Here is a 14,419-nt window from a genome sequence, read left to right on the forward strand (position 1 = left end):
CCTTTGAACAGGTGCTCAGATCAACGACAGCCCGGCCAGCTGTGCCAGCCGTCGCTGCTCGCTGGACGCATCAGCCGTTGCGAAAAAGAAAGCTGTAGGCGTTCAACGCCGGCACCCCTCCCAGGTGCGCATAGAGCACGCGGGAGCCTTCGGGGAATTCGCCCTTGCGCACCATATCGATCATTCCGTGCATGGACTTGCCTTCGTACACCGGGTCGGTCAGCATGCCCTCCTGGCGGGCGCACAGGCGGATGGCTTCGAGCGTGCCCTCGTTGGGCAGGCCGTACTCGGGGCCGCCGTAGCGGGTGTCCAGGATCACGTCCTCGGCCGTGATCTCCTGGTCCAGTTCCACCAGCTTGGCCGTGTTCTGTGCGATGCGCAGCACCTGGGCATGGGTTTTTTCGGGCTTGGCGGAGGCGTCGATGCCGATCACCTTGCGCGCTCGGCCGTCGGCCGCAAAGCCCACCACCATGCCCGCCTGCGTGCTGCCCGTGACCGAGCACACGACGATGTAGTCGAACTGGAAGCCCAGCTCTTTTTCTTGCTGGCGCACTTCTTCGGCAAAGCCCACGAAGCCCAGGCCGCCGTACGGGTGCTCGGAGCAGCCTGCGGGGATGGGGAAGGGCTTGCCACCGGCCTTCTTCACGTCCTCCATGGCCTGCTCCCAGCTGGGGCGGATGCCGATGTCAAAGCCCGCTGCGTCCAGGCGTACGTCGGCGCCCATGATGCGGCTCATCTCGATGTTGCCCACGCGGTCGTACACCGCGTCGGAGTAGTTGACCCAGTTCTCTTGCACCAGCACGCACTTCATGCCCAGGTGTGCAGCCACGGCGGCCACCTGGCGCGTCTGGTTGGACTGGATGCCGCCGATGGAGACCAGTGTGTCGTAGCCGCCTGCGATGGCCTCGGGGATCAGGTATTCGAGCTTGCGCGTCTTGTTGCCGCCGAAGGCGAGGCCCGAGTTGCAGTCCTCGCGTTTGGCATACAGGTGCACCTTGCCGCCGAGGTGGGCCGACAGGCGCGGCAGCGCCGTGATGGGAGAGGGGCCGAAGGTGAGCGGGTGGCGGGCAAATTTCTGCAGGTTCATGGCGGTGTTCCGGTCGATGAAGAGGAGGCGCAAGCGGGGGGGCTTGCAGTGCCTTCATCGTAGAAAAACACGCGCGTCAAGTGGTTGCAAAATTTTCCAAAATTTCAGTGTTTCAGGTTGATGGATCAGAATGTGAGGGATAAATATTTCTCTGGGTGACCTATGAGCGCAACAAAAGTTCGTCCCAAGAATGCGCCGCAGGCCGATGTCTCGGCCGAGCTGGACCGCACCGACAAAGCCATCCTGCGGCAGCTGCAGCGTGATGCGTCGCTCTCCAACGTGGCACTGGCCGAGAAGGTGCATCTGAGCCCGCCCGCCTGCCTGCGCCGGGTGGAGCGCCTCAGGCGCCTGGGACTCATCGATAAGGTGGTGGCGCTGCTCAACCCTCAGGCGGTGGGTGCGGGAATGCTGGTGATGATTGGGGTGGTGCTGGACCGCTCCACGCCCGATTCATTTGCCGAGTTTGAAAAGGCGGCGGCCAAGGTATCCGGCTGCATGGAATGCCATGTGGTCACCGGCGAGTTCGACTACTTCATGCTGGTGCGCACGCGCGACAACGACAGCTTCAACCGCCTGCATGCCGAGCAGCTGCTCTACCTGCCGGGGGTGCGGCAGGTCCGCTCGTTCATGGTGCTGCGCAACGTGCTCTCGACCACCGAGTTGCCGCTGGCGGTGTAGCGGCCTGCGTCCGACCGTCTACTGGGCGCCGCGCAGCCGTCCCATCATGGCCGCCCAGGCCGGGCCGCCAAACACGTTGACTACCAAGCCCGCCATCAAGAGCCCGGCGCCTGCAAAGTGCACCGGCAGCAACTGCTCGCCAAACGCCACCCAGCCCGTGGTCAGGCCCACCACGGGCACCAGCAGCGTGAAGGGCGCCACGCGGTTCACGGGGTAGCGCGACATGAGGTAGGTCCACAGCCCGAAACCCAGCAGCGTCGAAATCCACGCGATATAGGCCACGGCGGCCATCGATTGGAAGGACAGGTGCTGCACGGCCGCCCACACCGTGGCGGGCCCGTCCAGCCACAGCGACAGCGCCACAAAAGGCAGCGGCGCCACTACGCTGGACCAGACGATGAATGCAAACTGGTTCATTGGCCCATACCGCCCCACGGCACGCGTGACGATATTGCCGCAGCCCCACATCGCCGCCGCCGCCACGGTCAGCGCAAAGCCTGCCAGGGGCATGGAGGCCCCATGCGCACTCCCGATCAGCACCAGCCCGCAGCCTGCCAGCGCCAGGCCCGCCACCTGGTTGCCATGCCATTTTTCGCGCAGCCACCACGCCGCCAGCAGCAGGGTGAAGAACGATTGCGACTGCAGCACCAGCGACGCCAGGCCCGAGGGCATGCCGATGTGGATGGCGGTGAACAGCAGCGCAAACTGCCCCACCGCCATGGTCATGCCGTACAGCAGGTACAGCCGCAGGGGCACCTTGGGAGGCTTGACGAATAGCAGTGCGGGGAAGGCTGCGAGCAGGTAGCGCAGCGCGCCCAGCAGCAGGGGCGGCACACCGGCCACGCCCACCTTGATGACGGCGAAATTGAGGCCCCAGACCACGATGACGAGCAGGGCCAGGGCGAGGTCGCGGGGGCGCAGGGAAGAGGGCATGGTGTTGCGGAAGTGGCCGTGGACGGGCTCCGATTGTGGCTTGCACACCTCGGCCATAGCGGCGGTGTTCGGCCAGGTTTCCGATCAAAACGGGACATTTTGCGCACCCCCCCACGCACCGCACTGCAGCGCAGCGGCATGCGTGGGCTAGATGCGCGCGGCCACGGCCATGGCCCGCTCGCGCAGCCACTCCAGCCCAGGGTCCTTGTCGCGGTGCCGGTGCCACTGCAGCTTCTGGCGCATGGGCGGAATCTCCAGGGGCGGCTCCCAGATGCGCACGGGCAGGCCGAGCTGAACGGCACGCAGGGCGATGCGTTTGTGCACCGTGGCCACACGGTGGGTGCCAATCACCAGGCTGGGCAGGGCGGCCATGGTGGGCGCCGAGATCTCGATGCGGCGCTTCACGCCAAAGCGTTCGAGAAACCAGCCGTCGAACGCCGGGATGTGCCGCGCGCCCGAATAGTCGGCCACCACATGGCCGGCGGCCAGGTAGTCGTCAAAGCTCAGCGCTTCGGAGATGTGGGGGTTTCCCTCCCAGGTGATGCACAGGTAGGTTTCCTCGAACAGCGTGACGCTCGGGTGCCTGGGCGAGGCGTATTGCTCGGGAATGATGAGGACGTCGGCCCCGTATTCCTCCAGCTGCTCGACAGGCCGGTTGTTCTGCGCACGCAGGTGCAGTTGCACCCCTGGCGCTTCCTGAAACAGCTGCTCGATCAGCGGTTGCATGAGCACCGTGGTCGTGAAATCGGACACCAGCAGGGTGAAGCTGCGGGTGGATGTGGCGGGGTCGAACCGGGGCTTTTCTGCGATGGTGCTGTCGATGCGCATCAGGACCTCGCGCACGGGGTCCAGCAGCCCCTCGGCACGCGGCGTCAGCACCATGGTGCGGCCTTGCTGCACCAGCAGCTCATCGTCGAAATAGGTGCGCAGGCGCGCCAGGGCGTTGCTGGTGGCGGGCTGGCTCAGGTGCAGGCGTTCCCCGGCGCGGCTGATGCTGCGTTCGGTGAGCAGGGCGTCCAGTGCCACGAGCAGGTTCAGGTCCAGTTTGTTAAAGCGCATGGGCAGCAGGGATCGATCAAGGTATGTGGTTTCTTCCGCGCTCCCAGCCAGATGCAACAGGGGCCCGCAGAGTTCTTGATGTATTCATGGGATCAATACTTCGAATGGAATCAATCCATTTGATCTAAGTTAAGGCCGATCTTAATCTCGCTCCCGTCCTGCCACCTGGCAGACCCGATGAGGGGCCCACCTGTGCTACCGAGGCCCTGTCGAGCAAAGCGAAAACACGCCCAGCCTGGCTGGATGCGTAGAAAAAGGAGACAACGATGAAGACGGTACTTTCCCGCGCCGGGCAGGCGGCGGGCTGCATGTTGCTGAGCCTGCTGGGTGCACCCCAGGCCCAGGCTTTCGAAGGGGGCGTGTCGCCCTTCCCGGTCGGATCGACCGGCGAATACGTGGCCGGCCTGCCGCCCATTCCCGGGTTGTTTGTGCTGGAGCAGGTGCACCACACCACCTCCAGCGGTCTGTATGACAACCACGGTGACAAGCGACCCATCCCGTTCAAGCTGAGCGCAACCTCGGCCACCACGCGGCTGCTGGCGTCCTACGACATGACGGTGCTGGGCGCGCGGCTGTATTCGCAGCTGGTGATTCCTGCCGTCTCCTTGCGCACCGACGTCGCCGGCCACAGCGAGCGGCACAGCGGGGTGGCCAACATCACCGTCTCGCCCGCCGTGCTGCGCTGGAGCCTGACAGACAAGACCTATGCCGTGGCGGGCCTGGACATCGCGCTGCCCAATGGCTCCTACGACCCGCACCGGCCCAGCGTGTCCACCGGCTACACCTCGGTCCAGCCGGTGCTCGGGATTCGCCACACCGATCCGAGCGGCCTGGATATTGGCCTCATCAACCGCCTGATGGTGAACCGTGAAAACAGCACCACCCATTACCGCTCGGGCAGCGGCTATGTGGGCGAATTCACCGCTGGCTGGAACGTCGGCCCCTGGAAGATGGGCATGGTGGGTTCGTACCTTCACCAGTTCACGGACGACAAGCAAGGCGGCGCCACCATCCAGGACAACCGCGCACGCAGCTTTGCGCTGGGGCCCTCGCTCAACTACAACGCCGGCCCCTTCAGCGTGAGCCTGAGCTACCAGCGGGGCCTCTACGCCGCCAATACCACCAAGAACAACGTGCTGGGCATCGGGATCGCCATTCCGCTGTGGATCAAGCACTGACCTCGCGCATCTCGCACGGCACACCATGATGAAGAATTACCTGATGGCGTCCCCGCTGCTCGCCGCCAGCGCGCTGGTCCATGCAGCCGCGCCCGCTGAGCCGCAGGCGGTTTTCGACCGCTATGTGCAGGCCGTGCACGCGGCAGACATGGGTGCGGTGCGTGCGCTGATCGCCCCGGATGTCGAGCGATCGGACTACCCGGCTTGCACTGCGCCGATGGACAACCCGACCTGCCTGGCGCTCTACATCGACCAGACCGTGGTGCAGCCGCGCGCACGGCTCGCCGTGCTTTCGGTGGAGGTGCGCGCCAGTGAGTTGACCGCCCGGCTGGAGGTGCGCAGCCCGCTGTACGAGCAGGCGGGCGTGGAGCGCATCGTTGGCAGCGATGTGCTGCGCATCGAGGGCGGCCAGATCCGGGCCTTCCGCTTTGTGCCGGACTTCGCAGACCCCGCCACGGCCCGCTTCTTCGCCAGCATCGGCATCACGCCGCGCCCCCGCAGTTCCCAACCCTGAGTCTGAAATAGATGTTCAAGTATTTCCCCACCAACTACGTCTGGAACCTGTCCGTCGATCTCGCCATTGAAATGGGCGCGCGCATCGGCGAGATCGAGGAGATGTGCGCCCCCCTGCAAGAGGCCGCCAAGGCCCCGGATGCTGCTGGCACGCAGGCCTTTCGCGAGACCTGGGTGCGCATGGCCGACAAGCTCTGCGGACTGGCCGAAGAAGACGAAGCCCGGGGTCGCATGCTTTCGGCCGGTGAGAAGTACCGGCGCGCTGCGAGCTACCTGATCACCGCTGAGCGGCTGCAGGCGCACAACGCACCGGGCCGCCTGGCCATCTACCGCCGCGAACTGGAGCTGTTCCTCAAAGGCTCGGCCCTGCTGGGCGATCCAGTGGAGCGCGTGGAAATTCCGTACGAGGGAACCCACCTCTCTGCCCTCTATTACCCGGCCAAGGGGCTCCGGCCGGGCCAGCGGGCGCCGATTCTGGTGCAGCTCAACGGGCTGGACTCGACCAAGGAAATGAAGCACCTGGTCGGACTGCCTGCGTGGCTGGCCCACCGTGGCGTGTCCTCCCTGGTGGTGGATCAGCCAGGGACCGGCGAAGCCCTGCGCCTTCACGGACTGACCGCGCGGTACGACACCGAGCACTGGGCCAGCCGCGTGGTGGACTGGCTGGAGCAACACCCCGCCGTGGACCCGAAGCGCATCGGCTGCGAAGGTGTGTCCCTGGGGGGCTACTACTGCCCGCGCAGTGTGGCGATGGAGCCGCGCTTCGCCTGCGGCGTGGCCTGGGGCGCGAACCACGACTGGCGGGACGTGCAAGAACGCCGCTTGCAGAAAGAAGGCGACTTCCCGGTGCCGCACTACTGGGCCCACGTGTGCTGGGTATGGGGTGCCAAGGACATCGACGACTTCATGCGGATCGCGCAGAACGTGCACCTGGACGGCGTGGTCGAGAAGATCCGCGTGCCTTTCCTGGTCACGCACGGCGAGCGTGATTCGCAAATCCCGCTGAAGTGGGCGCACCGCACCTACGAGCAGCTGGTCAACAGCCCCCGGCGAGAACTCAAGGTGTTCACCGACCGCGAAGGCGGCTCGCAGCACGCGAGCTTTGACAACAGCATCAATGCGGGCCACTACATCGCGGATTGGGTGGCAGAAGTCCTGGGCGGACACACCGCCTGCAGGGCTTGAAGCCCCACCGCACCACTAACACCACAAAGGATCAAGAGATGAACATCATTGGACCCGACGCGCTGGTTTTTGGCGTGGACGATATCGCCGCCTGCGCGCAATACCTGACGGACTACGGGCTGACCCCGGTCGGGGTGACAGCACAGGGCGGGCGCTTCGAGGCACTGGACGGGACAGCCGTGGAGATACGCGCTCAGGACGACCCGGCGTTGCCGCCTTCGCTGGGCACAGCCAGCCTGCTGCGCGAAACCATCTACGGCGTAGCCGACGCGGCCACGCTCGATGCCATCGAGGCCGAACTGACCCGCGACCGCGTGGTGGTGCGCCAGGGCGACGTGCTGCGCACCACGGACGACCTGGGCTTTGCCCTCGCGTTCCAGGTCACCGTGCGCAAGCCGCTGTCGATGCCTGCCGAATCCGTCAACGCCCCCGGGGCCGCGCCGCAGCGGGCTCCCAACGCGCTGGGTCTGCCGCCAGACCTGGTGGCGCGACCCCGCTCGCTGTCGCATGTCGTGTACTTCGTTCCGGACGCGGCCAAGGCCGAGGCGTTTTATGCCCGCCTGGGTTTTGTCTGCACAGACCGGTTCACGGGCGTCGGCCCCTTCCTGCGCCCTGCGGGCACGCAAGACCACCACACGCTGTTCATGATCCAGACGCCCCCGTTCATGAAAGGCTGCGAGCACTTCACCTTCCACATGGGCGGCCCCACAGAGTTGCTGCTGGCTGGTACCCGCTTTGTGGAGAAGGGCTACCAGAGCTTCTGGGGCCCCGGGCGCCACCGGTTCGGCAGCAACTGGTTCTGGTACTTCAACTCGCCCCTGGGCTGCCATGTCGAATACGACGCAGACATGGACCAGCACGACAACACCTGGGCGCCGCGGGAGGTGCCGATGAGCGCCGATGCCTCGCAGCTGTTCCTGTTTCAGCACCGCGAGAAGTGGGCGCCCTCGGGCCCGCCGCCAGCGCAGGCGCACCATTGAGCTGGCACCATGAAGCTGTGCCACTGGAGCGACCTGCCCGACGGCGCATCGCGGGGCTTTGACCCCGCAGGCCACGGCCAGGACACGGTCATCGTCGTGCGGCAGGGCCTGCGTTTGCATGCCTATGCCAACGTCTGCCCCCACGATGGCGTCCCGATGGCATGGCGCAAGGACCGGTATCTGAACGCGGCCGGTGACCGCATCGTCTGTGCGGCCCATGGCGCACTGTTTGACATCGCCACCGGGGTGTGCACTCTGGGGCCGTGCCTGGGCGATGCGCTCACCCCCGTACCCCTGGTCCAGCAAGCCAATGGCGACGTCCATCTGGCGAACCCCAAAAAATGAACAAGGAGACAAACCCATGAGCCTATCTTCCCAACGCATCCTGGTTATTGGCGGCGGATTTTCCGGCATGGCAGCGGCCATTGAGCTGCGCAAGCAGGGCGCCCAGGTGGATCTGGTGGAGATCGACCCCGGCTGGCGCAGCTATGGCGCTGGCATCAGCCTGGGGGGCGCGACGCTGCGGGCGCTGCGGCGCCTGGGTGTTCTGGAGGCCTTTCTGGCCCAGGGCAACGCCTCGGACGGCGTGAACCTGCACCTCCCCCATGGCCCCCTGGTGGCCACGCTGCCCACGCCCCGCATTGCGGGCGACGATGTGCCGGGGGGCGGCGCCATCCTGCGCCCGGTGCTGGCCCGCATCCTGGCCGAGGCCACCCGCGCAGCGGGCGCCAATGTCCGTCTGGGCTGCACCTTCGCTGCCATCGACCAGCAGGCTGACGGGGTGCTGGTGACTTTCACCGACGGCCAGCGCCAGCGCTATGACCTGGTGATCGGCGCGGACGGGCTCTACTCCAAGGTGCGCGAAGCCGTGTTTGAAAACGCCCCACGGCCGCGCTACAGCGGCCAGGCGGTGTGGCGCGCCGTGCTGCCCCGGCCGCCAGAGATCGAGACGGCCACCATGTGGATGGGGCCCCAGATCAAACCCGGCGTGAACCCGGTCTCCAAGACCGAGATGTACCTCTTCGTCACCGAGCCGCGCCCCACCAACGACCATGTCGATCCAGCGACGTTTGTGGACGCCCTGCGCGCGCTGCTGGAGGGCTTTACTGCCCCCACGCTGCAGGCTATCCGCAGCCAGATGGGCCCGGACTCGCAGATCGTGTACCGCCCGCTGGAAGGGCTGCTCATGCCCCGACCCTGGTCCCGTGGGCGCGTGGTGCTGATCGGCGACACGGTGCACGCCACCACGCCCCACCTTGCATCGGGCGCCTGCATCGGCATCGAGGACGCGCTGGTACTGGCCGATGAACTGGCGCAGTCAGCGGGCGACGTGCCGGCTGCGTTGGCGGCCTTTGAAAGCCGCCGCTGGGAGCGCTGCCGCATGGTGGTGGAGAACTCGGCACGCCTGGGCGAGATCGAGATCGACGGGGGCGACAAGGAAGAGCACTCACGCATCATGCGGGAGTCCCTCATGGCGTTGGCCCAGCCCATCTGAAGCGAGGTCGCCATGATCACAACCAATTCGTTGCGGGGCCGCGTGGCCCTGATGGTGGGCCATTGCGCGGGCATGGTCGATCTGGTCGCGTTGCCGGTGTGGGTGGGCACGCTGATCTCGGTGTACCACTTCGACCCGCAGCAGGCGGGCCTGCTGGCTACCTTGTTTCTGGCCGGGGCGGTCGCGGCCAGCCTGGTGCTGGCGCCGTTCTTCCAGCTGCTGCGTGGGCGCAGCGTGGCTACCACAGGGTTTGCTGGCGCTGCCGTGGCATTTGCCGCAGCCTCCACCACGCAACAGTTTGCCTTGCTGGCCCTGTTGCACGGCGTTGCCGGGGTGGCTGCGGGCGCGGCCCTGAGCGTTACGCATGGCACCATCGCCCGCAGCCAGAACCCCCACCGCCTGTTCGCGCTGGTGGGCATGGCGCTGGGGGTGTTTGCCATCGTGTTCCTTGGCGGCACGCCGGTGCTGGTGGCGCAGCAGGGCGGGCCGGTGCTGTTCCAGGTGTTTGCCGGTGTCATGGCGGTGGGGGCGATGACTGCGGCAGTGGCGTTTCCCGCGCCTGACATAGCGGGTGGTGCGGAGCGTTCACGGACGCCTGCCACGCCTTTGCCTGCCGCCGTCTGGTGGGGCGTGACAGGCATCGCGGCCCTGGGATTGGTGCAGTCCATGACCTTCAGCTTTCTGGAGCGCGTGGGCAGCGACCGTGGTTATGGCCTGCAGGCGGTCACCGGGGTGCTCATTGCCCTGGGGGTGGTCAACCTCTTCCCTGCGGCCCTGGCGGCGGTGCTGGAAAAGCGCTGGGCAGCCCGCAACGTGCTGCTGGCGGGACCTGCGCTGCAGGCTTTGCTGGTGGTGGTGATCATGAACTTGCCCATGTTTGCACCCTATGCGGCGGCCGCCGCCGTGTTTGCGGCCGTGATGATCTTCACGCACACCTTTGCCTTTGGCGTGCTGGCGCGGCTGGACCCCAGTGGCCGTGCGCTGGCCGCGACTCCTGCCATGCTGATGTTTGGTGCGGCCATTGGGCCCATCCTCGGTGGCACGCTGGTCAAGGCCTGGGGCTATGGCAGCTTGGGGGTGGCCGCCTTGGTGATCGATGCAGTGGCGGTCTATGCATTTGCACGCATTCATCGTGCTCCGGGTACTGCAGTCGCAGTGAAAGGCATGGCATGAGCACGCCTTTTGCCTCAGTGCAGACCCAGCAGGCTCGGCTCAGCCGCCGCGCCTGTCTGGTGGCGGCGGCAGCAGGCATGGCTGCGCCGTGGGGCCGCGCGCAGTCGGGGCGGCACGTCACCTTCATCGTGCCCCAGCCTGCGGGCAACCCCAGCGACGTGTTCGCCCGCAAGCTGCAGACAGTGATGCAGCGCGAACTGGGTCAGACCATCGTCATCGAGAACCTGCCGGGCGCTGGGGGCTCCATCGGTGTGCAGCGAATGCTGAACGCGCCAGCCGATGGTGCAACGCTGGTCGTTGCGTCGCAGACCGAGCCCATCCTCACGCCCTTGTCTCTGGCCAGCGCGCGGTACAAGCCCGAGCAGATGCGTGCCATCGGCACGCTGGGGCGGACCAGCTACGTGCTGGCAGGCCGGACCGACATGCCCGCCACCACCCATGCACAGTTGCTGGATATTGCGCGGCAAGCGGCGGCCGCTGGCAAGCCGCTGACCTTTGGGCACATCGGTCAAGGTTCGATGATCCACCTGATGGGGACACAGTGGGCGCGCCTGTGTGGCGTGCCGCTGGTGCATGTGCCGTACCGCGGTGTGCCACCGGTCGTGCAAGACCTCATGGGCAATCAGATCGATCTGTCCTTTGTGCCGCTGGGCGGCGCGTCGCTGAACATGCTGGAGACGGGCAAGCTGCGCGCCTTCGGCAGCACCGCCGCCAATGCGCCTGCGCTGCTGCCGCACGTCGCGCCATTGAGCCAGCAGTCTGCGGCGCTCAAGGGCTTTGAATACACCGCCTGGGGCGCGCTGCTGGTGGCGCGCAATACCCCCGACGCGGCGGTGCGTCGCCTGCACCAGGCCTTTGGTGTGGCCCTGCGCGACACCGAGGTCCAGAGCTTTCTGCGCGCCAATGGCACCGAGCCCCAGGAGCCTCTGTCACTGGCCGCCCTGGACCACTTCTACCAATCCGAAATCCAGATACACCAGGCCCTCGCCCGAACCGTTGGCGTGGTGCCTGAGTGAGCTTTGTACCCCTGCCATGACCAAACCCCAACGCCGCTTTGTGGACCTTTCCATCTACCTGGAAAACGATGTCCTCTCCGACCCGCCCCCCCTGGCGCCCAAGATCACGTACCAGAAGCACGCCGACACGCTGCCCGAGTTCATGGCCATGATCCCGGGCACCCGGCCTGAGGACTACCCGGATGGCGAAGCAGCTGCCGCCGAATGGGTGACGCTGACCACGCACAACGGCACGCACCTCGATGCGCCGTGGCACTTCCACTCCACGCAGGACGCGAAGAACGGCGGAGCCCGCCCCTCCATCACGATTGACGAAGTGCCGCTGGAATGGTGCTTTCAGCCGGGTGTGAAGCTGGACTTCCGCCACCTGCCCGATGGCTATGTGGCCACCGCTGCCGATGTGCAGGCCGAGCTGGCCCGCATCGGCCACACACTGCAGCCGCTCGACATCGTGGTGGTCAACACCCGCGCGGGCTCGCGCTACGGGCACAAGGACTACCTGGGCGCTGGTTGCGGCATGGGCTACGAGGCCACCATGTACCTGCTGGAACGCGGTGTGCGCCTCACGGGCACCGACGCCTGGAGCTGGGACGCACCGTTTTCATACACCGCCCAGCGCGTGGCGGAAACCGGCAACAAGGCCCTGATCTGGGAGGGCCACAAGGCGGGCCGCGACATCGGCTACTGCCACCTGGAAAAGCTGCACAACCTGGAGGCGCTGCCACCGACGGGTTTCACCATCAGCTGCTTCCCCCACAAGATCCGCGGCGCCTCAGCAGGCTGGACGCGCGCGGTCGCCATTTTTGAAGATTGAGTCAGGAGTTCGTTCATGGGTTTTCCATCCATCCACCGCGTGGTTACCGGTCACAACGCGCAAGGTCGGGCCATCATTGCCAGCGATGGGCCGTTGCCCACGGTGGTCGAGATCGCCGCCATCCCAGGCACCGTGTTCCACGAAGTGTGGAGCACCTCCGAATCGCCCGCGGTCGTGGACAACGGCCCGGACCCGACGCTCGGCCCGCTGGTGCTGCCGCCCCCGCAGGGTGGAACGCGCTTCCGGTTTGTGGACATCCCGCCGGACACGCCGGAGTTTCTGGCCTACGGTGCCGAACGCATGCACGACGCCTTCCGCCAGGTGGGCGACGCTGCGGCGTCTACGGTGAAGGCCGACTCCCCCCACCCGCTGATGCACCGCACCGAATCGGTGGACTACGGTGTGGTGATCGAAGGCGAACTGACGCTGATCCTGGATGAGGGCGAAGTGCAGCTGTGCCCTGGCAGTGTGGTGGTGCAGCGGGGCACCAACCACGCCTGGGCCAACCGCTCGGGCGCGCCGTGCCGCATGCTGTTTGTGCTGGTGGACGGGCGCTTTGATGAGTCAGTGGCCGCACCTGCCAAGGAGCAGCCATGAGCACGCGCCGTCAATGGCTGGGCGCTGCAGCGTCCGCAGCGCTGACGCCCTGGGCGTGGGCGCAGGCCCCGTATCCCGCGCGCCCTTTGAGCTGGGTGGTACCTTACCCGGCCGGGGGCTTTGGCGACGCGATGTCGCGCCTGCTGGTGCAGAAGCTGGGAGAGCGCATGCAGCAAGCCGTGGTCGTGGAAAACAAGCCCGGAGGTGCCGCGCAACTGGCGGCCCAATACGTCAAGCAGCAACCCGCCGACGGCCACACCTTGCTGTACGCAGACATCGGCCCGCTGGCCATGTACCCAGCGCTGTACGCCAAGCTGAGCTTCAGCCCTCTCAAGGACTTTGCCCCCCTGACGCGCTTGTTCAAGTCGCCGCTGGTCGTGGTCGTGCCTGCGGGCAGTCCGTTCCAGACTCTGGCCGACCTGCTGCGCGCGGCGGCTGCGGGTGATGGGCTCAACTATGGCTCGTACGGGCAGGGCAGCCAGCCCCATGTGTGGACCGAGCAGCTGCGCATCAAGACGCGTTCGCGCATGACCCATGTGCCCTATCAGGGCGCAGCGCCCGCGCTGCAGGACCTGATGGCCGGGCGCCTGGATTTCATGTGCGATGTGGTGGCATCGAGCCTGCCGCTGGTGCGCGAAGGCAAGCTGCGGGCGCTGGTCAGCGTGGGCAGCGAACAGCGCCTGCAGGTGCTGCCCCAGGTGCCCACGCTGACCGAAGCCGGGCATGCGGACCTCGACACTCCGGGCTGGAACGGTGTGATGGTGCGCGCGGGCACGCCAGCGCCGGTGGTCGAAGTGCTGCACAAGGCGGTGGTGGCCGCGCTGGAGTCGCCCGAGGTGCTGGGCCGCTACCGGCCGCTGGGCCTGGAGCCTGCACCGCTGGCGCCCGCTGCATTTGGCGAGTTCATCCAGAGCGAATCGCAGCGATGGGGCTTGGCCATTCGCCAAGCCGGGATCAAGGTCGAATGAGTCTCTTTGATCTGCAGGGTCGCACCGCCCTGGTTACGGGGGCCACCCAGGGCCTGGGTCTGGCGATTGCGCGCACCCTGGCCGAGCAGGGCGCCCGGGTGGTGGTCTCTGACCGCGATGCGCTGGCCTGTGAGCAGGTCGCTGCGTCGTTGCCCAACGCCATCGGTATCGCTGCCGACATGGCGGTGCCTGCGGCCATCGCTGCGCTGGTGGAGCGCGCCGGGCCGCTGGACATCCTTGTCTGCAATGCCGGTATCCAGGGGCCTGCGGGGCCTTTGGCCAATGCCAGCGATGCAGACTGGCAGCAGGTGTTTGACATCAACCTGTGCGCCGCAGCGCGGCTGTGTGCCTTGGTGCTGCCTGGCATGGCAGCGCGGGGCGGCGGCAGCGCGGTGCTCATCTCCAGCATCGCGGGCCTGCGCGGCAACCGGTCGATGGGCCTGTACGGGCTGACCAAGGCGGCGCTGGCCCAGTTGGCGCGCAACCTGGCTGTGGAATGGGGGCCCATGGGCGTACGGGTCAACGCCGTATCGCCCGGCCTCATCCGCACGCCGCTGGCTGAGCGGCTCATGGCCGACGACGCCTTCATGGCGCGGCGCATCCAGGCCACGCCGCTGCGGCGCGCCGGAGAACCCGAGGAAGTGGCTGGCGTGGTCGCCATGCTGGCCAGCCCCGCCGGGGCCTTTGTGACCGGACACAACCTGGTGGTCGACGGCGGCACCACCATCAGCGATGGGAGTTGA

16 protein-coding genes are annotated in these 14,419 nt (G+C 66.7%); 13 read left to right on the forward strand and 3 right to left on the reverse strand.

The features are described 5' to 3' along the window. Positions 1-70: 70 nt before the first annotated feature. Complete coding sequence (locus CLU87_RS00300) at positions 71-1,087, reverse strand: 1-aminocyclopropane-1-carboxylate deaminase (RefSeq protein ID WP_056065818.1); 1,017 nt, start codon at positions 1,085-1,087, stop codon at positions 71-73. Between the two features lie 162 nt (positions 1,088-1,249). Between CLU87_RS00300 and CLU87_RS00305 the strand changes: the two genes are divergently transcribed. Continuing rightward, complete coding sequence (locus CLU87_RS00305; protein WP_099729117.1) at positions 1,250-1,765, forward strand: Lrp/AsnC family transcriptional regulator; 516 nt, start codon at positions 1,250-1,252, stop codon at positions 1,763-1,765. An 18-nt stretch (positions 1,766-1,783) separates the two neighbouring features. Here the strand turns inward: CLU87_RS00305 and CLU87_RS00310 are convergent, their stop codons facing one another. Further along, positions 1,784-2,698, reverse strand: a complete 915-nt coding sequence (locus CLU87_RS00310) for an EamA family transporter (RefSeq protein ID WP_056065464.1) — start codon at positions 2,696-2,698, stop codon at positions 1,784-1,786. Positions 2,699-2,845: 147 nt separating this feature from the next. Next, entirely contained in the window at positions 2,846-3,757 is a 912-nt protein-coding gene (locus CLU87_RS00315) for a LysR family transcriptional regulator (protein ID WP_056065468.1), read from the reverse strand. Between the two features lie 266 nt (positions 3,758-4,023). Here CLU87_RS00315 and CLU87_RS00320 point away from each other — a divergent pair, with 266 nt between their 5' ends. Genes CLU87_RS00320 through CLU87_RS00375 form a run of 12 tightly spaced genes read left to right on the forward strand, consistent with a single transcriptional unit; the run spans position 4,024 to position 14,419 of the window. After that, positions 4,024-4,935: a transporter gene (locus tag CLU87_RS00320; RefSeq protein WP_082522512.1), complete on the forward strand. Its 912-nt coding sequence runs from the start codon at positions 4,024-4,026 to the stop codon at positions 4,933-4,935. A gap of 25 nt (positions 4,936-4,960) precedes the next feature. Beyond that, complete coding sequence (locus tag CLU87_RS00325; protein WP_099729118.1) at positions 4,961-5,449, forward strand: hypothetical protein; 489 nt, start codon at positions 4,961-4,963, stop codon at positions 5,447-5,449. Positions 5,450-5,460: 11 nt separating this feature from the next. Next, entirely contained in the window at positions 5,461-6,633 is a 1,173-nt protein-coding gene (locus tag CLU87_RS00330) for a S9 family peptidase (protein ID WP_099729119.1), read from the forward strand. Positions 6,634-6,671: 38 nt separating this feature from the next. Beyond that, positions 6,672-7,613: a VOC family protein gene (locus CLU87_RS00335; protein ID WP_099729120.1), complete on the forward strand. Its 942-nt coding sequence runs from the start codon at positions 6,672-6,674 to the stop codon at positions 7,611-7,613. A 9-nt stretch (positions 7,614-7,622) separates the two neighbouring features. Next, the gene (locus tag CLU87_RS00340) at positions 7,623-7,958 is read left to right on the forward strand and encodes a Rieske (2Fe-2S) protein (RefSeq protein WP_099729121.1); all 336 of its coding nucleotides are present in this window, start codon (positions 7,623-7,625) and stop codon (positions 7,956-7,958) included. Between the two features lie 16 nt (positions 7,959-7,974). Next, entirely contained in the window at positions 7,975-9,108 is a 1,134-nt protein-coding gene (locus tag CLU87_RS00345) for an FAD-dependent oxidoreductase (protein ID WP_099729122.1), read from the forward strand. A gap of 12 nt (positions 9,109-9,120) precedes the next feature. After that, positions 9,121-10,281, forward strand: a complete 1,161-nt coding sequence (locus CLU87_RS00350) for an MFS transporter (protein ID WP_099729123.1) — start codon at positions 9,121-9,123, stop codon at positions 10,279-10,281. Beyond that, positions 10,278-11,297: a tripartite tricarboxylate transporter substrate binding protein gene (locus CLU87_RS00355; RefSeq protein ID WP_099729124.1), complete on the forward strand. Its 1,020-nt coding sequence runs from the start codon at positions 10,278-10,280 to the stop codon at positions 11,295-11,297. Before CLU87_RS00350 ends, CLU87_RS00355 begins: the two co-directional genes overlap by 4 nt. A 16-nt stretch (positions 11,298-11,313) precedes the next feature. After that, positions 11,314-12,111: a cyclase family protein gene (locus tag CLU87_RS00360; RefSeq protein WP_056065486.1), complete on the forward strand. Its 798-nt coding sequence runs from the start codon at positions 11,314-11,316 to the stop codon at positions 12,109-12,111. Between the two features lie 15 nt (positions 12,112-12,126). Continuing rightward, positions 12,127-12,708 (forward strand): cupin domain-containing protein, encoded by a 582-nt coding sequence (locus CLU87_RS00365; protein ID WP_099729125.1) that lies wholly within the window; start codon positions 12,127-12,129, stop codon positions 12,706-12,708. Continuing rightward, positions 12,705-13,676, forward strand: a complete 972-nt coding sequence (locus tag CLU87_RS00370; RefSeq protein WP_099729126.1) for a tripartite tricarboxylate transporter substrate binding protein — start codon at positions 12,705-12,707, stop codon at positions 13,674-13,676. The genes CLU87_RS00365 and CLU87_RS00370 overlap by 4 nt, the downstream gene beginning before the upstream one ends. Next, complete coding sequence (locus tag CLU87_RS00375; protein ID WP_099729127.1) at positions 13,673-14,419, forward strand: SDR family NAD(P)-dependent oxidoreductase; 747 nt, start codon at positions 13,673-13,675, stop codon at positions 14,417-14,419. Before CLU87_RS00370 ends, CLU87_RS00375 begins: the two co-directional genes overlap by 4 nt.

This window comes from Acidovorax sp. 59 (genome assembly GCF_002754175.1).
Lineage (GTDB): Bacteria > Pseudomonadota > Gammaproteobacteria > Burkholderiales > Burkholderiaceae_C > Acidovorax > Acidovorax delafieldii.